This window comes from Caulobacter segnis (assembly GCF_029543125.1).
Lineage (GTDB): Bacteria > Pseudomonadota > Alphaproteobacteria > Caulobacterales > Caulobacteraceae > Caulobacter > Caulobacter segnis_D.
In genome coordinates, this window is the sequence record NZ_JARQWW010000001.1 from 195,049 (window position 1) to 221,930 (window position 26,882).

A 26,882-nucleotide genomic window follows, 5' to 3' on the forward strand; every position below is an offset into this window, starting at 1 on the left:
CGACGATCAAGGAGAGGCGAAGCCGTTTACGCCTCCCCTCCAAATGCGGTATCTGCGACGTCCGTATGTAGGCCGGGGGCGGCCTCTGGAGCATGGATTTCATGAGTTTGAACCGCGTCGTCGCCACCTTCGCCGTCCTGGGCGCCGCCACCCTCGGCGCCGGTCTGGCCGGCTGCCAGAGCGCCTCCAAGGCGCTGGGCATGTCGAAGGTCACCCCGGACGAGTTCCGCGTCGTCACCAAGGCGCCGCTGGTTCTGCCGCCCGATTTCTCCCTGCGTCCGCCCGCACCGGGCCAACCGCGCGCCGCCGAACTGGCGCCGGACAGCGCCGCCCGCGCCCAGCTTCAGGGCCAGGCCGCCGCGGCTGACCGTTCTCAGGGCGAGAACATCCTCGTGGCTCGCGCCGGCGGCGGCTCCGCCGACCCGCTGATCCGCTTCGTCGTCGACGACGAAAACGGCGAGATCACCCACAAGGACAAAGGCTTCGCCGACCGCGTCATGTTCTGGCGCAAGGACAAGCCGGCCGGGGGCGACGCCGCCACCGCCGGAGCGTCCGCGCCGGTCGTTGATGCAGAGGCTGAAGAGCAACGCCTGAAAGCCCTCACGGGCGGCAAGGCGGTGGTGATCTCCCGCGGCAAGGGCGGGATCAAGCTGCCGGGCCTCTAGGTCGGAGCCCTGGGCGGCCCGATGGCCGCCCGGTCCCTGACGGCGCGTTGCTGACGACTCTTTGAACGACCGGCGGGACAACCGCCGGCGGTCGCATCACCGCCAGAAGGGACTGAAACTGACCATGCGTCGAACCACGCTTACCGCCCTCGCCACCATCCTGATGCTGGGGGCGACGACCGCCGCCGTGGCTCAGGACAAGCCGGAAGCCGCCAAGGGTGAAAAGCCCGCCGCCGCTTCCGAAGGCTGGGTGAAGGCCTCCGCCGACGAGCGGACCGCCTCGATCTTCAACACCATCAACGTCGGCGGCAAGGCCCTGCGCTACAAGGCGACGGCCGGCACGCTGACCGTGCGCAACGACGACGGCAAGCCGACGGGCAGCCTGTTCTACGTGGCCTATACCGCTGGCGATAAGCCGGACCCGAAGCGCCCCGTCACCTTCCTGTTCAACGGCGGCCCGGGCTCGTCCTCGCTGTGGCTGCACATGGGCTCGTTCGGCCCGCAGTGGATCAAGCCGGGCGATCCGGAAGTGATGAAGCCGGGCCCGTTCTCGCTTGAGGCCAACCCCTACAACCTGATGGGTGAGACCGACCTGGTGTTCATCGACATGATGAACGCAGGCTACTCGCGTCCCCTGGGCGACACCCCGGCCAAGGCCTTCTACGGCGTCGACCAGGACGTGGACGCCTTCGCCCGCGCCATCAACCGCTACATCACCCTGAACGGCCGCTGGTCCTCGCCGAAATACATCTTCGGGGAAAGCTACGGCACCCTGCGCGCCGGCGCCCTGGCCAACAAGCTGCAGGAAGGCGGCACAGCCCTCAACGGCGTGATCCTGCTGTCCTCGATCATGAACTATGGCGTGCGTCAGCCCGGCTATGATCAGAACCACCTGACCCTGTTCCCGACCTATGCGGCGACGGCCTGGTATCACAACCGCATCCAGAACCGCCCGGCCGACCTGGCCGCCTTCGTCCAGCAGGCCCGCGAGTTCACCAGCGGCCGCTACGCCGCGGCCCTGGCCAAGGGCGACACCATCTCCGCCGAGGAGAAGGCCGCCGTCGCCAACGAGATGTCGCAGTTCATCGGCATCCCGGCCCAGGTCATCCTGAACAACAACCTGCGCATGGAGCTCGGCCGCTTCCGCAAGGAGCTGCTGCGTGACCAGCGCCTGACGGTGGGCCGTCTCGACAGCCGTTATCGCGGCGTGGACGTGGACGCCGGCGGCGCCAGCCCCGAAGGCGACATCGCCAACGACGCCATCACCGGCGCCTACGGCGGCATGGTGCGCGACTACGTCAACAACACCATCGGCTACAAGACCGACCTCGACTACCGCCTGTCGGCGCGTGACGCGGGCGGCTTCGACTGGGACTGGAAGCACCGCGCTCCGGGTCAGGGCTTCGGCGCCCAGACCACCCCGAACACCGCCGTCGATCTGTCGGTGGCCATGCGCAGCAACCCGCACCTGAAGGTGCTGGCGCTGAACGGCTATTACGACATGGCCACGCCGTTCTACGGCCTGGAGTTCGACGTCTCGCACATGATGCTGGAGCCGGCTCAGCGTAAGAACGTCGAGCTGACCTACTACCCGTCGGGTCACATGATCTATCTGAACCCGGAAGCCATGAAGACCATGCACGAGGACGTCGTGCGCTGGTACCGCCAGACGGCCCGCTAAGAGCCCAGGACCGTCTGTGACTGACGCCCGGCTGGCCCTCCCAGCCGGGCGTTTTTCATTCGGGCGTGCTGACCGTCAGGCCTTGCCGCCGCAGCCGGTCCAGCACCCCGTTCTGGCTGACCAGGGAGCGCAGGCTCATCACCGCCACGCTGTGGCCGGGCGTCTTCAGGGCCTCGGCGATGGCCGCCGCCTGGTCCGCATTGGCGCGGTTCAACTGGTCGCCCATGCCCGGCAGGGCGTTGATGCACAGGTCATAGCTGCGCCGCCCGTCCAGGGCCCCGCGCACATTCCCCACCGCCCAGGCCTGAGCCGTCGCCCGGAAGACCGCCGGCCCCGCCTCCACCTCGTCCAGCGCCACCTCCAGACAGGTCAGGCTGGCGCTGTCCGGCGCCGCCATGATCGCCCGCCCCAGCAGCACCGCCTCATAGGTCGCCGCTCGCCCGGCCTTCACCCGCGCCTTCTTCGCCGCCTTGACCACGGCCTGATGCGGCTCGGCGGGATCGACGCGCGTGGCCTTGCGGTTGTCGGACAGCAGCATCAGCGCCCCGGCCACCGGCTTCCATTCCAGATACCGGTCGCTCTTCTTGCCCAGGCGCGCGGCGGCCGCATCCACCCGCGCCTGCAAGGGCGCCGGCAGGGGCTGCACGTCCCGCCGCGCCTGCTTGCGCAGAGCCAGCAACCCGCCGATGTCGCCGAACCCGGCGGTGGCCGCCGCCGGCAGGATCAGACGGTTGGCTCCCTCCAGCCGGCGCTTCAGGATCGTCTGGTCCCAGGCCAGCCCCTTGGGCAGGGCGTTGGGCGCGCCCAGCACATAGACCGTGCTGTCGCCGTCCGTGACCTTCCACCAGGCGGGGCCCGGCAGACGCGCCTCGACAATCAGTTCGTCCACGAGCACGGCTTCGGGATCGACCAGCTCGTCCGCCCGGCCGAGCGCCGGCGCGAGGCACAGGGCCATGACAAGGCCCGCAATCAATCGACGCATGAAGGGTCTCCACGGCGCCCCCGCCCCGGAATCGACCTATGTTGATCAGCTTGGAACGAGCTTGACCATGCCTATCCGCCGCCTCCCGCCAGAGACCGTCAACCGCATCGCCGCCGGCGAGGTGGTCGAACGCCCGGCCAGCGCCATCAAGGAGCTGGTCGAGAACGCCCTCGACGCCGGCTCCACGCGCGTGGAGGTCGAGGCGCACGGCGGCGGCCTGACCCGCATCCTGGTGGCCGACGACGGCTGCGGCCTATCGCCGGACGAACTGCTGCTGGCGGTGGAGCGTCACGCCACCTCCAAGCTGGCCCCGCAGGACGACGGGAGCTGGGATCTGCTGCGCATCGCCACCCTGGGCTTCCGGGGCGAGGCCCTGCCCTCCATCGGCTCCGTCGCCCGCCTGTCGATCACCTCCCGCGCCAAGGGGGCGTCCGACGCCCACAGCCTGCTGGTCGAGGGCGGCGCCATGGGCGCGGTGGCCCCGGCCCCCTTCCCCGGCCCGCACGGCGCCCGGGTTGAGGTCCGCGACCTGTTCTACGCCACCCCCGCCCGGCTGAAGTTCATGAAGTCCGAGCGGGCGGAGGCCATGGCCATCGCCGAGGAGATCAAGCGCCAGGCCATGGCGCACGAAGCCGTGGGCTTCACCCTCGACCTGGACGGCAAGCGGGTCCTGCGCCTGTCGGCCGAGCATCCGGGACCGGACGGCCGCCTGGCCCGCCTCGCCGCCGTGCTGGGCCGCGACTTCCAGGACAACGCCATCCTGATCGACCAGGAGCGGGAGGGCGTGCGCCTGACGGGCTTCGCCGGCCTGCCCACCTATTCGCGCGGCAACGCGGCCCACCAGTACCTGTTCGTCAACGGCCGCCCCGTTCGCGACCGCCTGCTGCAAGGGGCTTTGCGGGCGGCCTATGCCGACTATCTGGCCCGTGACCGCCATCCGACGGCGGCCCTCTATCTGGAGCTCGACCCGACCCAGGTGGACGTCAATGTCCACCCGGCCAAGGCGGAGGTCCGCTTCCGCGATCCGGCCCTGGTGCGCGGCCTGCTGATCGGCGCCCTGCGCCACAGCCTGGCCGCCGCCGGCCACCGCGCCTCGACCACCGTGGCCGCCGCGGCCCTGGGCGGCTTCCGTCCGCAGAGCGGGCCGCCGTCCTATTCGCCCTCCCCCGCCGGCTTCTCCGCCTGGGGCGCCGGCGGCTGGACGCCCTCGCCGCAGCCGACGGCCCAGATCCTGCCCGGCCTGACCCAGGTCTCGGCCCGGGTGGAGACCAGCTTCGGCGAGGTGCTGGAGCAGGCCGTCGCCTATGCCGACCAGCCCGCCGCCGCGCCGCATCCGGGCCATGTCGATCCCATCGACCATCCGCTCGGCGCCGCCCGCGCCCAGCTGCACGAGACCTACGTGGTCGCCCAGACGCGCGACGGCATCGTCATCGTCGACCAGCACGCCGCCCACGAGCGCTTGGTCTATGAGCGCATGAAGATCGAGATGGCCGCCGGCGGCGTCGCCCGCCAGGCCCTGCTGCTGCCGGAGGTGGTGGAGCTCGATCCCGCCGAGGCCGAGCGCGTTGTCGCCAAGGCCGACGAACTGGCCGAGATGGGCCTGATCGTCGAGGGCTTCGGCCCCGGCGCCGTGCTGGTGCGCGAGACCCCCGCTTTGCTGGGCGAGACCGACGCCGGCGCCCTGATCCGCGACATCGCCGATGACCTGTCCGAGAACGGCCAGGCCCTAGCCCTGAAGGAGCGCATGGCCGAGGTCTGCGGCACCATGGCCTGCCATGGCTCCATCCGCGCCGGCCGCCGCCTCACGGGCGAGGAGATGAACGCCCTCCTGCGTCAGATGGAGGCCACCCCCCACTCCGGCCAATGCAACCACGGCCGCCCGACCTACGTGGAGCTGAAGCTCGCCGACATCGAGCGGCTGTTCGGGAGAAGGTAGCGCCGCCGCCTAAATCCTCCCCCTCTGGGGGAGGGGGACCGCGAAGCGGTGGAGGGGGTCTTCCGGCTCAGCAGCCCCCTCCGTCCCTTTGGTACACCTCCCCCAGAGGGGGAGGATTTGCACTCTAAAGCCGCGCCTCGGCGTAAACCGCCATCGCCGCGCCCATGTACTCCGTCAGCCCCGGCGCCAGCGCCTCGTAGCGCGCCGTGAAGTCCGGGTGCTCGGCGTACATCCGACCCAGGCCGATGAAGGCCTCGCGGGTCGGGGGCTTGGGCCAGGTGCGGGCGATCATGGCGTGGTGGCGCGCCATCAGGGCCGTCACCGCCGCGCTGTCCACGGGCAGGCCGTCGCGCAGGGTCTGAGCCATGGCCGCCTCGATGCTCTCCACCTCCGCCTTCAGGCTGGCGTAGTCGGCCTTGCCCCACTGACTCATCTTCACGCGGGAGCCGTCGATCATCGCCGCCGCGCCCTCGTAGCGGTCGGCCACCCAGACCTCGTACTCGGCCTGCTTCTCGGGCGCGAAGCCCATGTAGAGGTTCTTGTCGTCCATATCCGTCGCTCCTTCGATGGAGGCGATGGTCTCGTCCAGCGTGCGCAAGAGGCGGTCGTACCGCTCGGCCTTGGCGGCCAGGGCGGCGCGCTGGACCTTCAGAGCGGCCGCCCGGTCGAACCCGGCGGCGTCCAGCAGGCGGCCGATGGCCTCCAGCGGCATCTCCAGCTCCCGGTGCAGCAGGATCTGCTGCAGGCGCAGCAACTCCTCCCGCCCGTACCAGCGGTAACCGTTCTCTCCCACGCGCGCGGGCTTGAGTAGGCCGATCTCGTCATAGTGGTGCAGGGTGCGGACCGAGACGCCCGACATCCTCGCCACCTGCTTGACCGTGTGCTCGCTCATGACCTTCTCGCCGTGTTGACGGACGGGGTGATCAGCCCTCACGCCGCGTGAGGGTCAAGCCCGGCAACTGTCTCGGCCGAACCACGTTTCCGCCAGAGCCCGAAGGAGACGCCCCATGGAAATGCGCCGCGGCCGACTGATCGACCATGTCCAGCTCCGAACCAAGGACCTCGCCGCCTCCAAAAGGTTCTACGGCACCCTGATGGAAGTGCTGGGGATCGAGATCATCGAGGACGACCGCTACTTCTTCTTCGACGAGGTGTGGGTCGACGAGGGCAAGCCCGAGGAGATCACCCACGTCCACCTCGCCTTCCAGGCCGTGGACCGCGAGACGGTGGACCGCTTCCATGCGGCCGGCCTGAAGGGCGGCGGCAAGGACAACGGCGCCCCGGGGGAGCGGGAGTACCACCCCGGCTACTACGCCGCCTTTCTGATCGACCCGGACGGCAACAACATCGAGGCCGTCTATCACGGCCCCCACGAGCGCTCGGCCGACGCCATCGTGCTGACCTGGGACGACTGATCTGCTAGGCTGAAGCCTCCTAACCGAGGATGCCTATGTCTTCCGCCCAAGAGGCCCGGGCCTAGGGATCGTCCGCCGAAAGGCCTGACGGTCCCGCGAGCCCCCTGACCGCCCCGCCGCTGATCCTTTCAGCGGTGTGATCCGTCATGCCTCTTCGGAAGACCTCCATTGAACATCTCGAAACCGCAGCAAAGGACGCTGCACGCGCTCGCCCAAGGCGGACGCATCCAACTCGTGCGCGACGACCGTGGCGCCATCATCAACGCCGAATGCCTCAGCCATGAGGGCTGGCGTCTCTCCGACTGCAACCTCGCCGTCTTCAAGACCCTGAAAAAGCGGGGCCTGATCGCCAGCCAGGGCGGCCATCCCTACCGCATCACGCGGGAGGGCCTGCACCGGCTGCGGTCGCAGCTCGATAACCGGGTCTCGGCCAAGCGCTGGTGACCTTCAAGCCGCCCGCCGATGCAACCCGTCGGCGGGCGGCGCGATGTATGCAGACCCCTTCAGGAGCACGTCATGCAGCAACAGGTCGCGGTCATCACCCTCGGCGTCGCCGATCTGGCCCGCTCTCGCCGGTTCTACGGCGACGGCTTCGGCTGGACGCCGGTGTTCGAGAACGAGGAGATCGCCTTCTACCAGATGAACGGCCTGGTCCTCGGCACCTGGCTGAAAAGCGCCCTGGAGCTGGACATGCAGCGGCGCTGCAACTCCGCCTCCTCCCCCTTCGCCCTGGCGCACAACGTGGCCTCACAGGATGAGGTGCAGCCCCTGCTCGACCAGCTCGTCGCCCATGGCGGCTTGATGCTGCGCCCCGGCGACGCTCCGCCCCACGGCGGTTTCCGAGGTTATGTCCAGGATCCGGACGGCCACGCCTGGGAGATCGCCTTCAACCCCGCCTGGCCGATCAGTGCGGAGGGGCATGTAACGTTCAAGGGGTGACCCCTTCTCCTGGCTTCGCCTTCCAACAGACCCCGCTCATCCCGGCGAAGGCCGGGACCCAGATTCATCCAGAGCGTCAGCAGGGCTTCACCTGGGCCCCGGCCTTCGCCGGGGTGAGCGGCGGTCAGACAGCCCGCAAGAAGAACACCTTCGCAGCGCCGTATCTGCGCTCGTCCAGGACCTCGAACCCGTCCACCGCAGGAACCGGCTCGTCGTCGCCCTTCTCCAGCATGGCCACCGCGCCGGGCGCCAGCCAGCCGCCGGACAGCAGGCCGGCCAGCGCCTTTTCGCCCAGACCCTTGCGATAGGGCGGGTCGAGGAAGGCCAGCTCGAACGGCGCGCCCGCGCTGGCCGGGCGCTGGCCGAGATCCGTGGCGTCGCGGCGGTGGATGCGGGTGTTCCCGAACAGGCCGAAGGCGTCCACGTTCTCGCGGATCGCGCCGCGCGCCGCCTCGTCCGTCTCCACGAACAGCGCGAAGGCCGCGCCGCGCGAGATGGCCTCGAAGCCCAGCGCGCCCGAGCCCGCGAACACGTCGATCACCCGCAGGTCCCGCACCCCGGGCGACCATTCGGCGTGCTCCAGGATATTGAACACCGCCTGCCGCGCGCGGTCGGAGGTCGGCCGCGTGGCCGAACCCTCCGGCGCGGCGATGGCCTTGCCACGGAATGTTCCCGAAACGATGCGCATCAGGCCGTCTTGGTCAGGCGGCGCTGGATGGCGTTCGACCCGATCAGCAGCGCGGCGGCGACGAAGTAGCCCCAGACCGCCCCGCCCGCCAGGCTGACCAGCAGCAGGGCGCAGATCAGGCCCGGCAGCACGCCGCTGGAGAACAGCACGTACAAACGAGCCGGCAGGCGGATGGCCGGATCGACCAGCCTGCCGATGAAGGCCGCATAGGCCCAGCCGATCGCATGCGCCACGCCGATGGCCGCCACGAGGGCGATATAGAGCAGGGTCGACGAGCCGCTCGGCTTCTCCCACAGCAGCACCGTGCCCAAAGGCAGCAGGCCGAGCAGACCCAGCATCAGCAGGTTCAGCACGTCCAGCACGCCGTCGGCGCGCAGCAGCCGCCCGAACGAGCGGCGATGCGCGATCCAGTAGACGCCGATCACGGCGAAGCTGACCGCATAGGCCGTCAGCTTGTGGCCCATCAGGCCGAAGAACTCGCCGATGCCCCCATGCCATTCCTCCGGCGGATGGATCTCGATCGCCAGCAAGGTGATGGCGATGGCGAAGACCGCATCCGAAAACAGGATCAGTCGATGAAGGTGTCTTTCCTCACGTGCTTGGTCGCTCATGCCGCCCCTCAGCGTTAGCGATTAGGTCCCTTGGGACCGGGTTTCTTCGGGCCGCCGCTCTTGGGAGCGTGGCTCGGCTTCTTCTTCGGCTTGGCCCAGCCGGCCTTGTAGACCGGCTTGTCGGACGCCGCCTCGGCGCCCGGCCCCTTGGGCTTCGGCTTGCGGGCCTTGTCGGCGCGGCGCGGGTCGGTGGTCTCCAGACCCGGCGCGCGGAATGGCTTCTTGGGCCCGCCCGCCTTGGGACCGCCCGGACGGCCGGGGCCGCGCGGACGCTCGTCCTCGTCGCGGGTGCGGCGCGGCGGGAAATCCCGGCCGCCCGGACCAGCCTTGCGCGGGCGCTCGTCGTCGCCCCGACGCGGGCCGCGATCATCCCGGCGTCCTTCGGGCTTGTCCTCGCGCGGCGCTCGGCGATCGAACTTGCCGGCGCCCCGACGCGGCGCCGGGCCGTCGCCCTCCGCGGGCAAGGCCGCGCCGCCGCGATACATCGGACGGTCGCCCAGCGGCATGGAGCCGGCGGTGATGTGCTCGGCCAGTTGCTCGCGGATGACGCGCGGGCCGACCTCCTCCACCTCGCCCGGAGCCAGGGTCCCCAGCGAGAACGGGCCGTAAGACAGACGGATCAGGCGGTTGACCTTCAGGTCCAGGGCTTCCAGCACCCGGCGCACTTCGCGGTTCTTGCCCTCGGCCAGGGTGACGGTGATCCACACGTTGCGGCCGAAGTTGTCCGGCCCCTTGGCCTTGTCCAGCTTGGCTTCGATGGCGCCGTATTTCACGCCCTCGATGGTGATGCCGTTCTTCAGGCGGTCCAGCTTCTCCTGGGTCGCATGGCCGAAGGCGCGGGCGCGGTACACGCGCGACCAGCCGTTGGACGGCAGCTCCAGCGCCCGGGTCAGGCCGCCGTCATTGGTCAGCAGCAGCAGGCCTTCGGAATTCAGATCCAGACGCCCGACCGAGATCACCCGCCCGATCTCCTTGGGCAGGGCCTGGAACACCGTCGGGCGTCCCTTGGGGTCGTTGTGGGTGGTCACCAGGCCGACAGGCTTGTGATAGCGGAACACGCGGGTCGGCTCGGCCGAGCCGACCACCACGCCGTCGACGGTGAGGATGTCGCTCTCGCCCACCTTGACCGCCGGATGGGTCAGGACGTCGCCGTTCAGGGCCACGCGGCCGCTCTCGATCAGGCGCTCCACCTCACGGCGGGAAGCCACGCCGGCACGGGCCAGGGCCTTGGCCACGCGTTCGCCGCCTTGACCGTCGGCGGCCTCATCCGTCAGGTGGGGGTCGTAAGTCTTCTTGTTCATGTCGCGTCCTGCTTCGGGCCGGGCGCATCTCACGATGGGCCGTCGCTGCTAATGCGCATCGAACCGAACGATGATCAAGCCGCCATGGTTCTGGCCCTGGAGCAGGCGCGCGCCTCGGCCGAGCGCGGCGAAACCCCCGTGGGCGCCGTGATCCTTGATCCAGCGACCGGTGAGATCATCGCCGCCGCCGGCAACGGCCCCATCGGCGCTCACGATCCTACCGCCCATGCCGAGATCGTCGCCCTGCGCGCGGCGGCGGCGAAGCTGGGCAACTACCGCCTCACCGACCTGACCCTGGTGGTGACGCTGGAGCCCTGCGCCATGTGCGCGGGCGCCATCAGCCACGCCCGCATCGGCCGGGTGGTCTATGGCGCCGACGACCCAAAGGGCGGCGCCGTGGCCCATGGCCCCAGGTTCTTCGATCAGCCCACCTGCCACTGGCGGCCGGCCGTGACCGCCGGCGTCATGGCCGAGGAAAGCGCCGACCTGTTGCGCGGCTTCTTCAAGGCCCGCCGCAAGCCCAAGGGGGACGCTGCGTGAAAACCCTCGCCCTCGTCCTGCTGCTGGCCGGCGCGCCGACCGTTCAGCCGATGCAGGAGATGTCCTGGCTGGCGGGAAGCTGGATGGAGAAGACGCCGGAGCGCGAGGTCCTGGAGACCTGGTTCCTGCCGGTGGACGGGGCCATGCGCGGCGTCAGCGTCACCAAGCGCCCGGGCCGTCCAGAGTTCATCGAGACCATGGCGATCACCACCGAGCCCGCCGGTCCCACCTTCACCGCCACCATCCCCGGCCAGGCGCCGACCGCCTTCGTCCGCCTGCCCGGCCCGCCGGGAGAAGCTGTATTCGAGAACAAGGCCCACGACTTCCCCCAACGGGTCATCTACCGCGCGTGCGGGGTGGAGCTCTGCGCGGCGATCGAGGGCATGGTGAAGGGCGAACTGAAGCGCACCGAGTGGCGCTACCAGCGGGCGCGGTGAGCGTAACGCCAACAAACTCCGTCACCCTAGGCCTCGTGCCTAGGGTCCAGAGACTCCGCATCCGTCCGAAAGACGCAGCGGCGCCGCTTCAGCGAACCTAGAATTTCAGCCGCGTATGGGTCCCAGGCACAAGGCCTGGGATGACGGCGGAAGGGTCAGACGAAATCCTCGCTCAGACGGAAATCCAGCCGCTGCTTGATGGCCGGCCAGTCGTAGTCGGTGATCGAGAACACCGCCGTGTCGCGCACGTGGCCGGTCCAGGTGATCTTGTGGTTGCGCAGCACGCCTTCCTTGCTGGCGCCCAGCTTCAGCACCGCCGCCTGGCTGCGGGCGTTGCGCACGTCGACCATGAACTCCACGCGGATGGCCCCGGACTCGAAGGCGTGGGTCAGCATCAGGCGCTTCACTTCCGGATTCACCGGGCCCGAGCGGGCGTCCGGGTGCAGGAAGGTGGCCCCCACCTCCAGCCCCGAATGGGCCGGGCGCATGTTCAGGTAGCTGGACGTGCCGACCACCTTGCCGTCCTCCAGCCGCCGGATGGCGTAGGCGATGCGTTCGCCCCGCACCGTCTCGGCCTCCAGCGCGCCCCACCAGTCGTCGAAGCCTTCGCCGCAGCCGTTGACCGACATGATCTCCCAGGCTTCGGGATCGCAATCGACGGCCCCGCGCAGTTCGTCGCGCAGTTCCGGGGTGACGGGCTCCAGCCGCACGTAACGGCCGTCGAGGGGAGTGGCTCTCAGATGCATGAGCGCAATCTGCCGTCCCTCTCGAGTCTGGGCAAGACGATCCGGCTAGGCGCTTGCCGCGCGCGTCAACTCGTGCAAAATGAGATCAAACAAGCGTTTGAACGACAAGGGACGGGCCGCCATGGATTTTGACATCTCCCCCAAGCAACGGATGTTCCTCGACCGCGTGGTCGCCTTCATGGACGAGCACATCGCCCCCGCCGTGGCGGAATACGAGCGTGAGATGGACGTGCTGGGCGCCGAGCGCTGGAAAGTCGTCCAGGTCGTCGAGGAGCTGAAGAAGAAGGCCAAGGCCGCCGGTCTGTGGAACTTCTTCATGCCGCCCCACAGCGGCCAGACCCACGTGGACGACACCTTCCAGTTCGAGGGCGTGCAGCTCACCAACCTGGAATACAGCTTGATCGCCGAACAGCTGGGCAAGATCGGCTTCGCGTCCGAGGTGTTCAACTGCTCCGCACCCGACACCGGCAACATGGAAGTGCTGATGCGCTACGGCACGCTGGAGCAGAAGGAGCGCTGGCTGCGCCCCCTGATGAACGGCGAGATCCGCAGCGCCTTCCTGATGACCGAGCCGGCGGTGGCCTCCTCCGACGCCACCAACATCGAGACCCGCATCGAGCGCGACGGCGACCACTACGTGATCAACGGCCGCAAGTGGTGGTCCTCGGGCGTGGGCGACCCGCGCTGCAAGGTCGCCATCGTCATGGGCAAGACCGATCCCGACAATCCCAGCCGTCACCAGCAGCAGAGCCAGGTGCTGGTCCCCCTCGACGCGCCGGGCATCGAGATCGTCCGCATGCTGCCGGTGTTCGGCTATGACGACGCTCCGCACGGCCACGCCGAGGTCATCCTCAAGAACGTCCGCGTTCCGGTGGAGGAAGCCCTGATCCTGGGCGAGGGCCGCGGCTTCGAGATCGCCCAGGGGCGCCTTGGCCCGGGCCGCATCCACCACTGCATGCGCACCATCGGCACGGCGGAAGTGGCGCTGGAGAAGATGTGCAAGCGCCTGATGACCCGAAAGGCCTTCGGCAAGTACGTGGCCGAGCAGTCGGTGTGGGAGGAGCGCATCGCCGACGCCCGCATCGACATCGAGATGTGCCGCCTGCTGTGCCTCAAGGCCGCCGACATGATGGACAAGGCCGGCAACAAGTCGGCCCGTCTGGAGATCGCCATGATCAAGGTCGCGGCCCCGCGCCTGGCCCTGAAGATCATCGACGACGCCATCCAGGCCCACGGCGGCGGCGGCGTGACCACCGACTTCGGCCTGGCCAAGGCCTATGCCGGCATCCGCACCCTGCGCCTGGCCGACGGCCCGGACGAGGTCCACCAGCGCACCATCGCCCGCATGGAATACGCCAAGTACGGCGACCTGGCGGCGAAGAAACGCGCCGAGGCCGAGGCCGCCCTGCACGTGCCGGGGATCCGGTAGGTCTGATCAAAAAATCCTCCCCTCTGGGGGAGGTGTCCCAAAGGGACGGAGGGGGCCTGCTGAGTCAGCAAGCCCCCTCCACCGCTTCGCGGTTCCCCTCCGCCAGAGGGGGAGGATCTTCTCGGCTAGACCATCCACCCGCGCGCCAGCAGCGCCCGGCCGTAGCTCCAGAACGGCGAGGCCAGGCTGGCCGCCATCAGCAGGGCCAGCAGCACGCCCGTCTGACGCCCCTTCTTGCTGTTCAGCAGGCTGGAGGCCGCGCCCCCGAACCACAAGGCGGCCGCCGCCAAGGCCAGGGCCGAGCCGGCCAGGGGCGAATAGCCCAGCATGGCCGCCGTGATCGCGTGAACCCCCACCAGGGCCCCGCCCACGGCCCGCGTCTGGGCCAGGCCGTTCTCCTCGGACTCCGTGGTCAGGCCCAGCCGCTTCATCGCGCTATCGGGGCTGGCCAGCAGAAAGCCGCCGATGGCGCCGCCGATCATGCAGGCGACGATGGCGAGGAGGATCGAAACCGTGTGGGAGGCCATGGGCGAAGCTTACTCCGGCGCGTGACAGACCGCCTCGATATTGTGGCCGTCCGGGTCCAGCACAAACGCGCCAGCCGCGAACCGCTCCGACGCCCAGTCATAAAAGGCTTCCGTCGTCTTACAATCGACAACCTTGAACCCTAGATGGTCGGGCGTTGCAGTCCTCTTCGAACGAAGGCGCAACCGATGGCCAAGACCACCGGTGCTTGACTCCACGGAGCGCCCAACCTACCTCCCGCGCACCGCTGGCACTCAGGGTGGGCGACTGCTAACAGCCCCGCTCGCCAGCGACAGAACAACAACCCCGTAACGCTACGGAGAGCCTCAAGATGAAGTTTCGTCCTCTTGGCGACCGCGTGCTCGTGAAGCGCGTCGAAGAAGAAGAGAAGACCAAGGGCGGGATCATCATCCCGGACACCGCCAAGGAAAAGCCGCAGGAAGGCGAAGTCGTCGCCGTCGGTCCGGGCGCCCGCAACGACAAGGGCGACGTCGTCGCTCTGGACGTGAAGGCCGGTGACCGCATCCTGTTCGGCAAGTGGTCGGGCACGGAAGTGAAGGTCGACGGTGAAGACCTGCTGATCATGAAGGAAAGCGACGTCCTGGGCGTGGTCGAGCGCTAAGCGCCGACGCCTTCGACGATCCCCTCAAACCCATTTGAAAGAGAGAGCCCGAAATGGCCGCTAAAGACGTCTATTTCTCTTCCGACGCGCGCGACAAGATGCTGCGCGGCGTCAACATCCTCGCCAACGCGGTGAAGGTGACCCTCGGCCCGAAGGGCCGCAACGTCGTGATCGAAAAGTCCTTCGGCGCCCCGCGCTCGACCAAGGACGGCGTCTCGGTCGCCAAGGAAATCGAACTGGCTGACCGCTTCGAGAACCTCGGCGCCCAGCTGATCCGCGAAGTCGCCTCCAAGACCAACGACAAGGCCGGCGACGGCACCACCACCGCCACCGTTCTGGCGCAAGCCATCGCCGTGGAAGGCCTGAAGTCGGTCGCCGCCGGCATGAACCCGATGGACCTGAAGCGCGGCGTCGACAAGGCCGTCGCGGCCGTCATCGCCGACATCAAGGCTTCGGCCAAGAAGGTCACCACCAACCAGGAAATCGCTCAGGTCGGCACCATCTCGGCCAACGGCGACAAGGAAGTGGGCGAGATGATCGCTCACGCCATGGAAAAGGTCGGCAACGAAGGCGTCATCACGGTTGAAGAAGCCAAGTCGCTGGAAACCGAACTCGACGTCGTCGAAGGCATGCAGTTCGACCGCGGCTACCTGTCGCCGTACTTCGTGACCAACGCCGACAAGATGGAAGTGCAGCTGGAAGAGCCGCTCATCCTGCTGTTCGAAAAGAAGCTCTCCTCGCTGCAGCCGCTGCTGCCGGTGCTGGAAGCCGTCGTCCAGTCGGGCCGTCCCCTGCTGATCATCGCTGAAGACGTCGAGGGCGAAGCCCTGGCGACCCTGGTCGTCAACAAGCTGCGCGGCGGCCTGCGCGTCGCGGCCGTCAAGGCTCCGGGCTTCGGCGATCGCCGCAAGGCCATGCTGGAAGACATCGCCATCCTGACGGGCGGCCAGGTCATCAGCGAAGACCTGGGCATCAAGCTGGAGAGCGTCACGCTCGACATGCTGGGCCGCGCCAAGAAGATCACCATCACCAAGGACGACACCACGGTCGTGGACGGCCTGGGCGAAAAGGGCGGCATCGAAGCCCGCATCGGCCAGATCAAGAAGCAGATCGAGGACACCACCTCGGACTACGACAAGGAAAAGCTGCAAGAGCGTCTGGCCAAGCTGGCCGGCGGCGTTGCGGTGATCCGCGTCGGCGGCGCCACCGAAGTCGAAGTGAAGGAGCGTAAGGACCGCGTCGACGACGCCCTGAACGCCACCCGCGCCGCGGTTGAGGAAGGCATCGTCCCCGGCGGCGGCATCGCCCTGCTGAAGGCTTCGAAGGCTCTGGAAGGCCTGACCGGCGATAACGCCGACCAGACCGCCGGCATCGCCATCGTCCGCCGCGCCCTGCAGGCTCCGATCCGTCAGATCTCGGAAAACGCCGGCGTCGAAGGCTCGATCGTGGTCGGCAAGGTGCTCGAGAACAACTCGGCCACCTTCGGCTTCAACGCCCAGACCGAACAGTACGTCGATCTGGTCGCCGACGGCGTCATCGACCCGGCCAAGGTTGTCCGCACGGCCCTGCAAGACGCCGCCTCGGTGTCCAGCCTGCTGATCACCACCGAAGCCGCCATCGTCGAGGCTCCGAAGAAAGCCGCTCCGGCCCCGGCCATGCCGGGCGGCGGCATGGGCGACATGGACTTCTAGTCCTAGTCACCAGCACCAAGTTGAAGGGCGGGGCCGCAAGGCTCCGCCCTTTTTCTTTGCTTCGCCAGCCGAAGCCCGCACAGCGCCCAAACTACGCACCCGGCTAGGCGCCGGCCTCTCGACCGCCTATCTCGGAAGGCATGAACGCCATCACCTCCGCCCCCTCCCTGCTGGACGCCGCCGGCGTCGACCCCAAGGCCGCTGAGCGCATCCTCGGCGAGGCCCTCGCCGGGGCCGACGACGGGGAGCTGTTCTTGGAGCGTTCGGAGAGCGAAAGCTTCGTCTTCGACGACGGCCGGCTGAAGACCGCCGCCTATGACGCCGGCGAGGGCTTCGGCCTTCGCGTGGTGGCGGGCGAGACCGCCGGCTACGCTCATTCCTCGGAAATCTCCGAAGGCGCCATTCGCCGCGCCGCCGACAGCGCCCAACTGGCCCGCCGCGGCTACAGCGGCGTCTCCGCCGAAGGGCCCCGCGCCACCAACGCCAAGCTCTATGGCGAGGACGATCCGGTCTCCAAGCCGGACTTCTCCGACAAGGTCGCCCTGCTGCAGGAGATCGACGCCTTCGCCCGTCAGCGCGACCCGCGCGTGGTGCAGGTCATGGCCTCCCTGGCCGGCGAGCGCCGGGTGGTGGAGATTCTGCGCGCCGACGGCCGCCTGATCCGCGACATCCGCCCCCTGGTCCGCGTCAACGTCCAGCTCACCGTCGAGAAGGACGGCCGTCGCGAGACTGGCTCATCCGGCGCGGGCGGCCGCGCCGGCTTCGAGGCCTGGATCAGCCCTGACAAGTGGCAGGGCCAAGTGGACGAGGCCCTGCGTCAGGCTCTGGTCAATCTGGACGCCGTGGCCTGCCCGGCGGGCGAGATGGACGTGGTGCTTGGCCCAGGCTGGAACGGCGTGCTGCTGCACGAGGCCGTGGGCCATGGGCTTGAGGGCGACTTCAACCGCAAGGGCATCTCGGCCTTCTCCGGCCGCATCGGCGAACGGGTGGCCGCCAAGGGCGTCACGGTCTTCGACGACGGCTCCATCCAGGGCCGCCGCGGCTCCCTGACCGTGGACGACGAAGGCACCCCCACCGAGCGCACCATCCTGATCGAGGACGGCATCCTGGTCGGCTACATGCACGACCGTATGAGCGCGCGCCTGATGGGCATGCAGGCCACTGGCAACGGCCGCCGGCAGTCCTACGCCCACATGCCCATGCCGCGCATGACCAACACCGGCATGCTGTCAGGCTCGCACAAGCAGGAGGAGATGATCGCGTCGATGAAGCGCGGCCTCTACTGCGCCAATTTCGGCGGCGGCCAGGTGGACATCACCAACGGCAAGTTCGTCTTCCAGTGCACCGAGGCCTATCTGGTCGAGGACGGCAAGATCACCGCTCCAGTGAAGGGCGCGACCCTGATCGGCGACGGCCCCAGCGCCCTGACCCGCGTCACCATGATCGGCGACGACTTCGATTTCGATCCCGGCATCGGCGTCTGCGGCAAGGCGGGACAAGGGGTTCCGGTGGGCGTCGGCCAGCCGTCCTTGAAGATCACCGGCCTCACCGTGGGCGGCACCGGAGTCTGAGCCCAATCTAGGGTAGAGGCATCGGACAGGGCTTTCAGATGCAACCTGTCAGAGATTTAATCTACCTTTCCGCCTTGTAATTGGTCTTAGCGAGCGACGTTCGCCATCCCTCACTGCATCAAGTGGGGAGTACACGTCCATGGCCATCGCGCCGATCATCGCCATTCTGGCCGCCGGCCAACCCGAGGCCGCGGCCGCGGTCCAGCCTGCTCCGGCTCCGCAGGCGGCGCCCGCAGCGCAGAGCCAGAACGCCGCCCAGGGCGTCATCTCCTATCCGGCGGAGTTCTTCGCCGCGGCCCAGCCGAACACGGCCATGGACATGATCGACCGCCTGCCGGGCTTCTCGTTCAACGGCGGCGACTCGGTGCGCGGCTTCGCCGGCGGAGCTGGCAACGTGCTGATCGACGGCCAGCGGCCCACCGCCAAGAACGACAGCCTGGGGAACATCCTGCGCCGCGTCCCGGCCAGCCAGGTCGAACGCATCGACCTGATCCGCGGCAGCGCCCCGGGCATCGAGATGCAGGGCCAGACCATCCTGGCCAACATCGTCCGCAAGGGCGGCGTGCAGAGCACCGGCGTCTTCGCCGTGGCCGGCAACTTCCTGCATGACGGCCGCGAGGTGTACGCCATGCGTCTGGAAGGCTCGCGCCGCAACAACGGCCGCACCCTGGAAGGCGGCCTGTTCATGGGCGGATTTGTGGACGACGGCGCCGGCGACGGCCCCATCACCCGCCGCGACGCCAATGGCCGGATCATCAGCCAGGACCGCATCAACACCGAGGGCGACGGCCAGGACACCATCCTCACCGGGGCCTACGAGACCCCGCTGGCCGGCGGCAAGTTCAAGGTCAACGGGCAGCTCCATAACAACCGCTTCTATTACGACGAGCTCCTGCCCGGCATTCAGGGCGTCCAGCGCGACCACGACGAGCAGAACCGCGCCGAGCTCGGCCTGCGCTACGACCGCCCGCTGAGCAGCACGCTCGCCCTGGAAAGCCTGCTGCTGCAGCAGCTCAAGCACTTCGACTACACCTCGCTCTACAAGGAGCCGGGCTCGGTCACCGTCTATGAGAACGAACGCACCACCGGCGAGAGCATCGCCCGCGCGGTGCTGAAGTGGAACAAGTCCTCCACCTTCTCCCTCGAGACCGGTCTGGAAGGCGCTTACAACTGGCTGGACAGCGAGTCCGGCTATTCCGAGAACGACACGCCCATCGAGCTGCCCGCCGCCAATGTGAAGGTGAACGAGAAGCGCGGCGAGATCTTCGTCAACACCACCTACAAGCCCTGGACGCCGCTGACCCTGGAGGCCGGCGTCCGCATGGAGGGCTCGCGCCTGGAGTCCAGCGGCGACGTGGAGCTGGAGAAGACCTTCTCCTTCTTCAAGCCGCGCGCCGTTGCCACCTGGTCGCCCAACGCCCTCAACCAGGTCCGCCTGCGCGTGGAGCGTCAGGTGGGGCAGCTGAACTTCAACGACTTCACCGCCTCCTCCGCCCTATCCACGGGCGTCATCTCCACCGGCAACCCGAACCTGGAGCCGGAGCACGCCTGGGTTATGGAGGCCGCCTATGAGCGCCGCTTCTGGGGCAACGGGGCCATCGTCTTCACCGCCCGCCACTTTGAGGTGACCGACGCCATCGACCGCGCGCCGATCTTCACCGCCACAGGCGCCTTCGACAGCCCGGCCAATATCGGCGACGGGACCAAGGACGAGTTCGAAGCCCGCTTGACCCTGCCCCTGCAGAAGCTCGGCGTCGCCGGCGGCCTGCTGAAGGGCAAGCTGACCTATCGCGAAAGCGAGGTCACCGACCCCACCACCGGCCAGAAGCGCGAGCTCTCCGACTATCGCCCGGTGGAGTACGAGCTGAACTTCACCCAGGACCTGTCGAAGTACAAACTGAACTGGGGTGTGAACGTCTTCAGCCAGTGGCGCGAGACCTACTACCGCTTCAACCAGATCCAGACCTACAAGCTGAAGACCTGGGTCCATCCGTTCCTGGAATACCGTCCGAAGCCCGATCTCTCGATCCGCTTCGAGATGCCCAACGCCACCGCGCGCGGCTTCAAGCAGATCCGCCAGGTCTATGCCGGCCCGCGCAACACCAGCCCGCTGTCGTTCGAGGAAGTCCGCGATCTTGAGTTCGGTCGCAGCTTCTACGTGCGCCTGCGCAAGACCTGGGGCTGAGCCCCTCCCTCAGCTCCAGGCAAAGCAAAGGCCCCGGATCGCTCCGGGGCCTTTCGTCTTCTCGGGCCTGGGCCTCCGACGCCCTACGGCATCGACTGACGGTCGGCGTCCACGTCCGCGTGCGGATGGTTCTGCGCGTCGTTCACCCCGTGCGACCACTTCTTGAGGAAGGGCGAGGCGACCAGGAAGGCGACGCCGAAGCCCACGCCCCACCAGCCGATGGTCGCGAAGACGCCGGTCGAGGTCTCCAGCGCCTTGGCCGGGTCTAGGACCTGACCACCGACGGTTTCGGTGCCCGCCAGGCTGGCGATGAAGCCGCCTACGTATTGGGCGATGGAGCTGGCCAGGAACCAGACCGCCATCATGAACGCCACCACCGACGCCACCGACAGCTTGGTGATCTCCGACAGGCCCACCGGCGATAGGAACAGCTCGCCCGTGGTGTGCAGCAGATACATGACGCCCAGGAAGATCAGCGGCAGACGATAGTCGTCGCCGGCGAAATTGGCGCCCCAGACCAGCACCAGGAAGCCGAGGCCCACCTGCAGCAGGCCCAGGCCGAACTTGACCATCGGACCCATGTCCATGTTGCGGGCGCCCATATAGCTCCACGCCCAGGCAAAGATCGGGGCGAAGATCAGGATGAAGCCCGCGTTGAACGACTGGGTCTGCGAGGCGGCGAGCCCCGTGTTGACCCAGAAGGTCGAGGCCGGATCGATGCCCGCGGCGGCCAGCTGCTGCGCTGTACCGGCGGTGACTCCACCGCCGAACAGCACCATGGGCTGGCCGATGATGGTCAGGTCGACGTTGCGGTCGGCGAACAGGTTGAGGGACGAGCCCGCCTGTTCGAACAGGGTGAAGAACACCACCGAGCCCAGGATCAGGATCAGGGCCAGGCCCATGCGCTCGCGCTGGACCTTGTTGCACTGGGTGACCATGAACCAGCCGATATAGGCCAGCGACGCCACGGTGCCGGCGGTCAGGGCCATGCCCACCCAGCTGTAGCGCTGGACCAGCACCCAGACGATCCCCACGCCGGCCAGGGAGGCGATGTAGATCAGGGTCTCGCGGCTGATGGGGCCGGCGACCTTCTCGGCCAGCTTGGCCGGAGCCGGCGGCTCGCCCTTGCCTTGCAGCAACGGCTTGCCGAGCACGAAGACGATCCAACCGAGCAGCATGCCGATGCCGGCCAAGCCGAAGCCCGCCCACCAGCCGACGTTCTGGCCCAGCCAGCCGCACATCAGCGCCGCCCAGAACGAGCCGAGGTTGATGCCGTAATAGTAGAGGGTGAAGCCCGAATCCCGTCGCGGATCGCCCTGCGGATAGAGCTGGCCGACGATGGCCGAGATGTTCGGCTTCAGGAAGCCCACGCCCATGATGATGAGCGCCAGGGCCAGGTAGAAGATGTTGACGTAGGTCTGGTCACGGCCGGCCACGTCCATCGAATAGGACCCCTTGGCCAGCACCGCCGGCAGCGGCGCGTCGGCGGGCAGATTCTGGATGGCCAGGCCGCCGTCGGCGGTGGCGGTCCAGTCATAGGTGTTCTCGCCCACCTGCAGCTTCACCTCGCGGGACGCGCCCGCGCCCTCCACCTGGAAGATGTACTGCGCGCCCTGATAGTTCAGGACCTGCTGGGCGGACTTGCCCTCGACGGCCATGGTCAGGTGGCCCGCCACCAGCAGCAGGGCCCCGAACGCCACCGCCTTGCGGGTGCCCAGATACTTGTCGGCCAGGAAGCCGCCGATCAGCGGCAGCAAGTAAACCAGCGAGGTGTAGGATCCGTACTGGGCGTTGGAGAACTTGTCGTCGAAGAGGAAGTGCTGGGTCAGATAGAAGATCAGGATGGCCCGCATGCCGTAGTAGGAGAACCGCTCCCACATCTCGGCGAAGAACAGGATGATCAGTCCGCGCGGATGGTTGCGCAGCAGCTGGATCAACACCGGAATGCCGGTGGCGAGCGTCACGAGGAGCCCGAGGACTAGAACGATATTCATACAGAGATCCCGACCAAACAGCGGACGCGCGGCCCCCCAAGACCGGACGACGCCCACCCCATTTGGCGGGGAGAAAATCATGCGTGTGACGGTTACACAAGCAACGGCGTCGCGATTGGACCCCTCTCAAGGGGTCATGCGTTTCGTCTCCCAACGGAGGAGACCGTCATGCAAGCGACTGAAAACAACGACCACCCCCTTCGCCTGCAACGGAAGGGCGGCCGCGTGCAGGTGTTGTTCGAGGGGCATCTGATCGCCGACAGCGATGACGTCCTCGTGCTGAACGAAGCCGACCTGGCCCCGGTCTTCTATTTCCCGCGGCAGCACGTGGAGATGGAGAAGCTGGTCCAGAACGACATCGTCACCCACTGCCCCTACAAGGGCGACGCCCGGCACTTCACCGTGCTTCGCGACGGGGTGATGATCGAGCGCTTCGCCTGGTCGTATGACCGGCCGAACGCCGAGGCGTCCGGCATCGGCGACCGCATCGCCTTCTATCCCGAGCACGTGGACTTCCACGAAATCGCCGCCGCCCCGGGCGAACAGCGCGTCGTCGGCGCCGACGCCGATCCTCGCGTGGACGAGGTGATCCAGCACACCGACTCAGGATCGGGGGCCAGCCAGAAGGATCACTGGGAGCAGAACGTCAGCGAACCGGAGGATGACGACACCCCGGACGCGCCAGATGCGCCGCCTTACCGTGGGGTGGGATCGATCTAGTAGGCGTCTTCCTTGAAGACCCGGGTCACGTCCCCGCCCCAGGGGCCGTGGTACTTCTCCAGCAGCCGCTCGGCGGGGGTGATCCCGCTGTCGGCGATGGCTTCGAGTTCGCCCAGATAGGTGGTCTCGTCGATGAAGCCGCCGTCCAGGCGGTTGCGGTTCTTCAGACCCTGGCGGGCGATCGCCACCAGGTCCTTGGCCACGTCCTGGCTGGTGCGGCCGCCGACCTTGGCCTTCAGGCCCAGGCGCGGGGTGTCGTTGCGCAGGGCCACGCGGTCCTCGGCGCTCCAGCCCTTGGCCAGGTCCCAGGCCGCCTCCAGCGCCGCGTCGTCGTACAGGATGCCGGTCCACAGCGCCGGCAGGGCGCACAGGCGGCTCCACGGCCCGCCATCGGCGCCGCGCATCTCCAGATAGGTCTTCAGACGCACTTCCGGGAAGATGGTGGTGGTGTGGTCGGCCCAGTCCTTGATCGAGGCGCGCTCGCCCGGAACGGCCTCCAGCTTGCCGTCGATGAAGTCGCCGAACCGCTGGCCCGACACGTCGATGTACTTGTCATCGCGCTTCACGAAATACATCGGCACGTTTAGCGCGTAGCGGGCATAGGCCTCGAAGCCGAAGCCCTCCTCGAACACGAAGTCCAGCATGCCGGTGCGGTCGGCGTCGGTGTCGGTCCACACATTGGCTCGGGCCGACAGGAAGCCGTTCGGCTTGCCCTCGGTGAAGGGCGAGTTGGCGAACAGGGCCGTGGCGATGGGCTGCAGGGCCAGGCTGGTCCTGAACTTCTTGACCATGTCGGCTTCGCTGGCGAAGTCGAGATTGGCCTGCACGGTGCAGGTGCGGAACATCATGTCCAGGCCGAGCCCGCCGACCTTGGGCATGTAGCTGCGCATGATCACGTAGCGGCCCTTGGGCATGACCGGCGACTGCTCGCGCGTGATCGTCGGGTGGAAGCCCAGGCCCAGGAAGCCGAGACCCAGCTCGTCGGCCACGGTCTTCACCTCTTCCAGATGGCCGCCGGTCTCCTGGCAGATGTCGTGCATGGTCTCCAGCGGCGCGCCGGAGAGCTCGAACTGGCCGCCCGGCTCCAGGCTGACATTGGCGCCGTTGCGCTCCAGCCCGATCAGGGTCTCGCCTTCATAGACGCCCTTCCAGCCGAACCGCATCAGGCCGGTCAGCAGGGCGTGGATGCCGTCAGGCCCATCATAGGGCGGGGGCGTGTCGTCGCTGAGACGGAAGCCGAACTTCTCGTGCTCGGCGCCGACGCGGAACTGCGACTTCGGCTTTTCGCCCTTGGCGAAATAGGCCGTCAGGTCGTCCAGCGAGAGGGGACGATCGTCCTGCATGCCGTCAGCCATTCCTATCGACTCCCCAGCCGTACTCATTGTCGCCGCGCCCGTTGCGATTGACGACCTTCGCGCAAGTGGGCGCTCCGGCGGCCAAGCTCAAGAGCAAAACGCTCAAGAACGCCAATCGCCCGCCGCGGCTTGCCAAAGGGTCAACGCCGAGATCGCCGCCGTGTCGGCCCGCAGGATGCGCGGCCCCAGCGATATAGGGGTCACGAAGTCCAGCGCGCGCAGGCGCTCGCGCTCCTCCGGGGCGAAGCCGCCCTCCGGTCCGATCAGCACCGCGGCGGCCTGGGGCTTCAGAATCTCCAGCGCCGGCTTGGCGTCCCCGCCCTCATCGCAGAAGACCAGGGCGCGGGCGGCGTCCCAGCCGTCCAGCATCCTGTCCAGCTTCTCTGGCGCGACGATCTGGGGGACGTCCAGGCGGCCGGTCTGCTCGGCGGCTTCGGTGGCGATGGCCTGCAGGCGACCGACATTGGTGTGGTCGGCGTTGGTGCGGCGGGTGATCAGCAGGCGCACGCGCCGCGCGCCAAGCTCGGCGGCCTTCTCGACGATGGTCTCAAGCCGGTTGCGCTTCACCAGCGCCACCACGAGGTCCAGGTCGGGCCCGATGTGCTGCGGCCGGGTCTGCTCCTCGGCGATGAGTTTCGCGCCCTTCTTCGACACCTCGCTCAGCACCGCCCGCCACTCGCCGTCGCGGCCGTTGAACAGCAGCACCGCATCGCCCAGGCCCAGGCGCATGACGCTGGTCAGGTAGCGGGCCTGGTCGGGCGAGGGCGAAACCTGGCCGCCGGCCTTGAGCGCATCGGGGACGAACAGTCGGATCATGCCGCCTCTATAGCGCTCTCCGCGCGTCTGGACAGCGCCTCGCGCCACCGGCACACAAGGGCATGGCCAAGGGCTACGACCTTTCCGCCCGCGAGGCGCGGCGCATGGCGCTGACCGCCCAGGGGTTCGCCGGAACCGCCCGCAAGGGATCCCCCGCCCAAGTGCGCGGCCTGGCCGAACGGCTGGGCGTAATCCAGATCGACTCGGTCAACGTCCTGACCCGCACCCACTATCTGCCGGCCTTCTCGCGGCTCGACGGCTATGACCGCACGTCGCTGGAGAAGATCGCCTGGAGCAAGCGGCGGACCCTGTTCGAATACTGGGGCCACGAGGCGTCGCTGATGCCCACGGAGATGCAGCCCCTGTTCCGCTGGCGCATGGCGCGGGCGGCGGCGGGGGAAGGCATCTGGAAGGGCATCGCCCGCTTCGCCCGCGAGCGGCGGGACTACGTGGACAAGGTCCGCGACCGGATCGAGCGCGGCGGCCCGGTGACCGGCGGCGATTTCGCCGACGGACCGAAGAAGGCCGCCGGCTGGTGGGAGTGGAGCGAGGGCAAGCGCGCCCTGGAATGGCTGTTCTGGACGGGGGAGATCACCACCCTGACCCGGCGGGGGTTCGAGCGGGTCTATGACCTGACCGAGCGCGCCCTGCCCGCCGCATCGGCCCTGCCGACCCCGTCGGACGCGGACGCCCAGCGCGAGCTGGTCGGCATCGCCGCCCGGGCCATGGGCGTGGCGACGGAGGCCGACCTGCGCGACTATTTCCGCCTGCCCCTGGCCGATGCCCGGGCGCGGGTGGCGGAACTGGCCGAGGCGGGCGAGCTGACGCCCGTGAAGGTTCAGGGCTGGGACAAGCCCGGCTATCTGCATGGCGAGGCCAAGGCCCGCCGGGGCGCGCGCAATGTGCTGCTGTCGCCCTTCGACAACCTGATCTGGTTCCGCGACCGGACCGAGCGGATCTTCGACGTGAAGGTGCGGCTGGAGATCTACACCCCGGCCGAGAAGCGCACCCACGGCTACTACGTCCTGCCGTTCCTGGAGGGGGAGACGATCACCGCCCGCGTGGACCTGAAATCCGACCGCGCCGGCGGCGCCCTGCTGGTGCAGGCGGCGCACGCCGAACCCTGGGCGACCAAGGACACCCCCGCCCTGCTGATGGAGGAGCTGAAGCGGATGGCCGCCTGGCTGGGGCTGGAGCGGGTGGTCGTCGTCGGCAAGGGCGACCTGTCGCCAAGGCTTGCCGGGCTCTGATCCCCGGGCCTAGGCTGGCCGGATGAAAGAGAAGACCTACCAGGAACAGCTGGAGGCCCTTCAGGTCCTCCTGGTGCATTTCCAACAGGCCGCGATCCGTGACGGCGACCGCGTGGTCATCGTGCTTGAAGGCCGCGACAGCGCGGGCAAGGACGGGACGATCAAACGGATCACCGCCCACATGTCGGCCCGCAACACCCGCGTGGTGGCCCTGCCCAAACCGACGGAGCGGGAGCGCGGCCAGTGGTACTTCCAGCGCTACGCCGAGCACCTGCCCACGGCGGGCGAGGTCGTGCTGTTCAACCGCTCCTGGTACAACCGCGGCGGCGTCGAGCCGGTGATGGGCTTCTGCACCCCGGCCGAGCATGAGGCTTTCCTCGAGGACGCGCCGCATTTCGAGCGGATGCTGACCGACGGCGGCATCAAGCTGGTGAAGATCTGGCTCGACATCAGCAAGGACGAGCAGGCCGAGCGCCTGGACGCCCGCCGCAACGACCCGCTGAAGGCCCTGAAGGTCAGCGACCTGGACGCGGAGGCGCAGAAGCGGTGGGACGGCTACTCGACCGCCCGCGACCAGATGCTTACCCGGACCGACTCCGTCCACGCTCCCTGGGTCTGCGTGCGCGCCGACAAGAAGAAGAAGGCCCGGCTGGCGGTGATCCGCCACCTGCTGAACGTGCTAGCCGACAAGGACATCGCCGCCAAGGCGGGGACGCCGGACCCGGAGGTCCTGTTCCCCTTCACCAAGGCGGCCATCGAGGACGGACGCCTGGCGCGTTAGGA

General features: G+C 68.3%; 26 protein-coding genes. 16 read left to right on the forward strand and 10 right to left on the reverse strand.

Features of this window, described 5'->3' with window-relative positions:
• Positions 1-101: 101 nt before the first annotated feature.
• Positions 102-665 carry a DUF3035 domain-containing protein gene (locus P7B02_RS00995; protein WP_277784431.1) on the forward strand — a complete coding sequence of 188 codons (564 nt, stop codon included), beginning with the start codon at positions 102-104 and terminating at the stop codon, positions 663-665.
• 124 nt (positions 666-789) lie between these two features.
• On the forward strand, positions 790-2,346 hold the full coding sequence (locus tag P7B02_RS01000) for a S10 family peptidase (RefSeq protein ID WP_277784432.1): 1,557 nt from the start codon (positions 790-792) through the stop codon (positions 2,344-2,346).
• A gap of 55 nt (positions 2,347-2,401) precedes the next feature.
• On the opposite strand, the gene P7B02_RS01005 is transcribed toward P7B02_RS01000, so the two are convergent.
• Complete coding sequence (locus tag P7B02_RS01005; RefSeq protein ID WP_277784433.1) at positions 2,402-3,328, reverse strand: TraB/GumN family protein; 927 nt, start codon at positions 3,326-3,328, stop codon at positions 2,402-2,404.
• 67 nt (positions 3,329-3,395) lie between these two features.
• Here P7B02_RS01005 and mutL point away from each other — a divergent pair, with 67 nt between their 5' ends.
• Positions 3,396-5,264 carry a DNA mismatch repair endonuclease MutL gene (mutL, locus tag P7B02_RS01010; protein ID WP_277784434.1) on the forward strand — a complete coding sequence of 623 codons (1,869 nt, stop codon included), beginning with the start codon at positions 3,396-3,398 and terminating at the stop codon, positions 5,262-5,264.
• 124 nt (positions 5,265-5,388) lie between these two features.
• On the opposite strand, the gene P7B02_RS01015 is transcribed toward mutL, so the two are convergent.
• Complete coding sequence (locus P7B02_RS01015; RefSeq protein ID WP_277784435.1) at positions 5,389-6,156, reverse strand: MerR family transcriptional regulator; 768 nt, start codon at positions 6,154-6,156, stop codon at positions 5,389-5,391.
• 115 nt (positions 6,157-6,271) lie between these two features.
• Between P7B02_RS01015 and P7B02_RS01020 the strand changes: the two genes are divergently transcribed.
• The 3 genes from P7B02_RS01020 to P7B02_RS01030 all read left to right on the forward strand — a co-directional run bounded on the left by P7B02_RS01020 (position 6,272) and on the right by P7B02_RS01030 (position 7,618).
• On the forward strand, positions 6,272-6,679 hold the full coding sequence (locus P7B02_RS01020; RefSeq protein ID WP_277784436.1) for a VOC family protein: 408 nt from the start codon (positions 6,272-6,274) through the stop codon (positions 6,677-6,679).
• A gap of 168 nt (positions 6,680-6,847) precedes the next feature.
• Complete coding sequence (locus P7B02_RS01025; protein ID WP_277784437.1) at positions 6,848-7,123, forward strand: YjhX family toxin; 276 nt, start codon at positions 6,848-6,850, stop codon at positions 7,121-7,123.
• A gap of 72 nt (positions 7,124-7,195) precedes the next feature.
• Positions 7,196-7,618: a VOC family protein gene (locus P7B02_RS01030; RefSeq protein WP_277784438.1), complete on the forward strand. Its 423-nt coding sequence runs from the start codon at positions 7,196-7,198 to the stop codon at positions 7,616-7,618.
• Between the two features lie 124 nt (positions 7,619-7,742).
• Here P7B02_RS01030 and rsmD read toward each other — a convergent pair whose 3' ends face one another.
• From rsmD to P7B02_RS01045, 3 genes are read right to left on the reverse strand one after another with little or no spacing between them, the layout of a single operon-like run.
• Entirely contained in the window at positions 7,743-8,306 is a 564-nt protein-coding gene (rsmD, locus tag P7B02_RS01035) for a 16S rRNA (guanine(966)-N(2))-methyltransferase RsmD (RefSeq protein ID WP_277784439.1), read from the reverse strand.
• Positions 8,306-8,917: a TMEM175 family protein gene (locus P7B02_RS01040; RefSeq protein ID WP_277784440.1), complete on the reverse strand. Its 612-nt coding sequence runs from the start codon at positions 8,915-8,917 to the stop codon at positions 8,306-8,308. The genes rsmD and P7B02_RS01040 overlap by 1 nt, the downstream gene beginning before the upstream one ends.
• 14 nt (positions 8,918-8,931) lie before the next feature.
• The gene (locus P7B02_RS01045; protein ID WP_277784441.1) at positions 8,932-10,218 is read right to left on the reverse strand and encodes a pseudouridine synthase; all 1,287 of its coding nucleotides are present in this window, start codon (positions 10,216-10,218) and stop codon (positions 8,932-8,934) included.
• A gap of 51 nt (positions 10,219-10,269) precedes the next feature.
• Between P7B02_RS01045 and tadA the strand changes: the two genes are divergently transcribed.
• Both tadA and P7B02_RS01055 read left to right on the forward strand, forming a co-directional pair.
• Entirely contained in the window at positions 10,270-10,758 is a 489-nt protein-coding gene (gene tadA, locus P7B02_RS01050) for a tRNA adenosine(34) deaminase TadA (RefSeq protein ID WP_277784442.1), read from the forward strand.
• Complete coding sequence (locus P7B02_RS01055) at positions 10,755-11,195, forward strand: DUF6265 family protein (protein WP_277784443.1); 441 nt, start codon at positions 10,755-10,757, stop codon at positions 11,193-11,195. The genes tadA and P7B02_RS01055 overlap by 4 nt, the downstream gene beginning before the upstream one ends.
• Before the next feature lie 155 nt (positions 11,196-11,350).
• Here the strand turns inward: P7B02_RS01055 and P7B02_RS01060 are convergent, their stop codons facing one another.
• Entirely contained in the window at positions 11,351-11,941 is a 591-nt protein-coding gene (locus tag P7B02_RS01060; protein ID WP_277784444.1) for a GNAT family N-acetyltransferase, read from the reverse strand.
• Between the two features lie 121 nt (positions 11,942-12,062).
• On the opposite strand from P7B02_RS01060, the gene P7B02_RS01065 reads away from it, so the two are divergent.
• A complete protein-coding gene (locus P7B02_RS01065; RefSeq protein ID WP_277784445.1) occupies positions 12,063-13,370 on the forward strand; it encodes an acyl-CoA dehydrogenase family protein in 1,308 nt (435 codons plus the stop codon).
• A gap of 125 nt (positions 13,371-13,495) precedes the next feature.
• Here P7B02_RS01065 and P7B02_RS01070 read toward each other — a convergent pair whose 3' ends face one another.
• Complete coding sequence (locus P7B02_RS01070; RefSeq protein WP_277784446.1) at positions 13,496-13,897, reverse strand: DUF4345 domain-containing protein; 402 nt, start codon at positions 13,895-13,897, stop codon at positions 13,496-13,498.
• Between the two features lie 329 nt (positions 13,898-14,226).
• Here P7B02_RS01070 and groES point away from each other — a divergent pair, with 329 nt between their 5' ends.
• From groES to P7B02_RS01090, 4 genes are all read left to right on the forward strand, one after another.
• Positions 14,227-14,517: a co-chaperone GroES gene (gene groES, locus P7B02_RS01075; protein ID WP_277784447.1), complete on the forward strand. Its 291-nt coding sequence runs from the start codon at positions 14,227-14,229 to the stop codon at positions 14,515-14,517.
• A 53-nt stretch (positions 14,518-14,570) separates the two neighbouring features.
• Complete coding sequence (gene groL / locus P7B02_RS01080; RefSeq protein WP_277784448.1) at positions 14,571-16,208, forward strand: chaperonin GroEL; 1,638 nt, start codon at positions 14,571-14,573, stop codon at positions 16,206-16,208.
• Between the two features lie 140 nt (positions 16,209-16,348).
• Positions 16,349-17,779: a metalloprotease TldD gene (gene tldD, locus P7B02_RS01085; RefSeq protein WP_277784449.1), complete on the forward strand. Its 1,431-nt coding sequence runs from the start codon at positions 16,349-16,351 to the stop codon at positions 17,777-17,779.
• Positions 17,780-17,918: 139 nt separating this feature from the next.
• Positions 17,919-19,964: a TonB-dependent receptor plug domain-containing protein gene (locus tag P7B02_RS01090; RefSeq protein WP_277784450.1), complete on the forward strand. Its 2,046-nt coding sequence runs from the start codon at positions 17,919-17,921 to the stop codon at positions 19,962-19,964.
• Between the two features lie 83 nt (positions 19,965-20,047).
• On the opposite strand, the gene P7B02_RS01095 is transcribed toward P7B02_RS01090, so the two are convergent.
• Positions 20,048-21,958: a peptide MFS transporter gene (locus P7B02_RS01095; RefSeq protein ID WP_277784451.1), complete on the reverse strand. Its 1,911-nt coding sequence runs from the start codon at positions 21,956-21,958 to the stop codon at positions 20,048-20,050.
• 168 nt (positions 21,959-22,126) lie between these two features.
• On the opposite strand from P7B02_RS01095, the gene P7B02_RS01100 reads away from it, so the two are divergent.
• Positions 22,127-22,678, forward strand: a complete 552-nt coding sequence (locus P7B02_RS01100; protein WP_277784452.1) for a DUF427 domain-containing protein — start codon at positions 22,127-22,129, stop codon at positions 22,676-22,678.
• Here P7B02_RS01100 and P7B02_RS01105 read toward each other — a convergent pair.
• Together P7B02_RS01105 and P7B02_RS01110 are read right to left on the reverse strand one after the other, a co-directional pair.
• Positions 22,675-24,033: a glutamate--cysteine ligase gene (locus P7B02_RS01105; protein ID WP_277784453.1), complete on the reverse strand. Its 1,359-nt coding sequence runs from the start codon at positions 24,031-24,033 to the stop codon at positions 22,675-22,677. The genes P7B02_RS01100 and P7B02_RS01105 overlap by 4 nt on opposite strands.
• A 102-nt stretch (positions 24,034-24,135) precedes the next feature.
• Positions 24,136-24,849 (reverse strand): 16S rRNA (uracil(1498)-N(3))-methyltransferase, encoded by a 714-nt coding sequence (locus P7B02_RS01110; protein WP_277784454.1) that lies wholly within the window; start codon positions 24,847-24,849, stop codon positions 24,136-24,138.
• A gap of 62 nt (positions 24,850-24,911) precedes the next feature.
• Here P7B02_RS01110 and P7B02_RS01115 point away from each other — a divergent pair, with 62 nt between their 5' ends.
• Positions 24,912-26,099: a winged helix-turn-helix domain-containing protein gene (locus P7B02_RS01115; RefSeq protein WP_277784455.1), complete on the forward strand. Its 1,188-nt coding sequence runs from the start codon at positions 24,912-24,914 to the stop codon at positions 26,097-26,099.
• 22 nt (positions 26,100-26,121) lie between these two features.
• The gene (gene ppk2, locus P7B02_RS01120; protein WP_277784456.1) at positions 26,122-26,880 is read left to right on the forward strand and encodes a polyphosphate kinase 2; all 759 of its coding nucleotides are present in this window, start codon (positions 26,122-26,124) and stop codon (positions 26,878-26,880) included.
• Positions 26,881-26,882: the final 2 nt, after the last annotated feature.

Excerpts from the sequence above, each read along its gene's own strand:
- P7B02_RS01005 (WP_277784433.1), bottom strand. The coding sequence starts at position 3,328 with ATGCGTCGATTGATTGCGGGCCTTGTCATGGCCCTGTGCCTCGCGCCG.
- rsmD (WP_277784439.1), bottom strand. The coding sequence starts at position 8,306 with ATGCGCATCGTTTCGGGAACATTCCGTGGCAAGGCCATCGCCGCGCCG.
- groL (WP_277784448.1), top strand. The coding sequence starts at position 14,571 with ATGGCCGCTAAAGACGTCTATTTCTCTTCCGACGCGCGCGACAAGATG.
- tldD (WP_277784449.1), top strand. The coding sequence starts at position 16,349 with ATGAACGCCATCACCTCCGCCCCCTCCCTGCTGGACGCCGCCGGCGTC.
- P7B02_RS01045 (WP_277784441.1), bottom strand. The coding sequence starts at position 10,218 with ATGAACAAGAAGACTTACGACCCCCACCTGACGGATGAGGCCGCCGAC.
- P7B02_RS01070 (WP_277784446.1), bottom strand. The coding sequence starts at position 13,897 with ATGGCCTCCCACACGGTTTCGATCCTCCTCGCCATCGTCGCCTGCATG.
- P7B02_RS01090 (WP_277784450.1), top strand. The coding sequence starts at position 17,919 with ATGGCCATCGCGCCGATCATCGCCATTCTGGCCGCCGGCCAACCCGAG.
- P7B02_RS01110 (WP_277784454.1), bottom strand. The coding sequence starts at position 24,849 with ATGATCCGACTGTTCGTCCCCGATGCGCTCAAGGCCGGCGGCCAGGTT.
- P7B02_RS01095 (WP_277784451.1), bottom strand. The coding sequence starts at position 21,958 with ATGAATATCGTTCTAGTCCTCGGGCTCCTCGTGACGCTCGCCACCGGC.
- P7B02_RS01105 (WP_277784453.1), bottom strand. The coding sequence starts at position 24,033 with ATGGCTGACGGCATGCAGGACGATCGTCCCCTCTCGCTGGACGACCTG.
- P7B02_RS01030 (WP_277784438.1), top strand. The coding sequence starts at position 7,196 with ATGCAGCAACAGGTCGCGGTCATCACCCTCGGCGTCGCCGATCTGGCC.
- mutL (WP_277784434.1), top strand. The coding sequence starts at position 3,396 with ATGCCTATCCGCCGCCTCCCGCCAGAGACCGTCAACCGCATCGCCGCC.
- P7B02_RS00995 (WP_277784431.1), top strand. The coding sequence starts at position 102 with ATGAGTTTGAACCGCGTCGTCGCCACCTTCGCCGTCCTGGGCGCCGCC.
- P7B02_RS01060 (WP_277784444.1), bottom strand. The coding sequence starts at position 11,941 with ATGCATCTGAGAGCCACTCCCCTCGACGGCCGTTACGTGCGGCTGGAG.
- ppk2 (WP_277784456.1), top strand. The coding sequence starts at position 26,122 with ATGAAAGAGAAGACCTACCAGGAACAGCTGGAGGCCCTTCAGGTCCTC.
- P7B02_RS01065 (WP_277784445.1), top strand. The coding sequence starts at position 12,063 with ATGGATTTTGACATCTCCCCCAAGCAACGGATGTTCCTCGACCGCGTG.
- P7B02_RS01040 (WP_277784440.1), bottom strand. The coding sequence starts at position 8,917 with ATGAGCGACCAAGCACGTGAGGAAAGACACCTTCATCGACTGATCCTG.
- P7B02_RS01015 (WP_277784435.1), bottom strand. The coding sequence starts at position 6,156 with ATGAGCGAGCACACGGTCAAGCAGGTGGCGAGGATGTCGGGCGTCTCG.
- P7B02_RS01020 (WP_277784436.1), top strand. The coding sequence starts at position 6,272 with ATGGAAATGCGCCGCGGCCGACTGATCGACCATGTCCAGCTCCGAACC.
- groES (WP_277784447.1), top strand. The coding sequence starts at position 14,227 with ATGAAGTTTCGTCCTCTTGGCGACCGCGTGCTCGTGAAGCGCGTCGAA.
- P7B02_RS01100 (WP_277784452.1), top strand. The coding sequence starts at position 22,127 with ATGCAAGCGACTGAAAACAACGACCACCCCCTTCGCCTGCAACGGAAG.
- P7B02_RS01115 (WP_277784455.1), top strand. The coding sequence starts at position 24,912 with ATGGCCAAGGGCTACGACCTTTCCGCCCGCGAGGCGCGGCGCATGGCG.
- P7B02_RS01000 (WP_277784432.1), top strand. The coding sequence starts at position 790 with ATGCGTCGAACCACGCTTACCGCCCTCGCCACCATCCTGATGCTGGGG.
- tadA (WP_277784442.1), top strand. The coding sequence starts at position 10,270 with ATGCGCATCGAACCGAACGATGATCAAGCCGCCATGGTTCTGGCCCTG.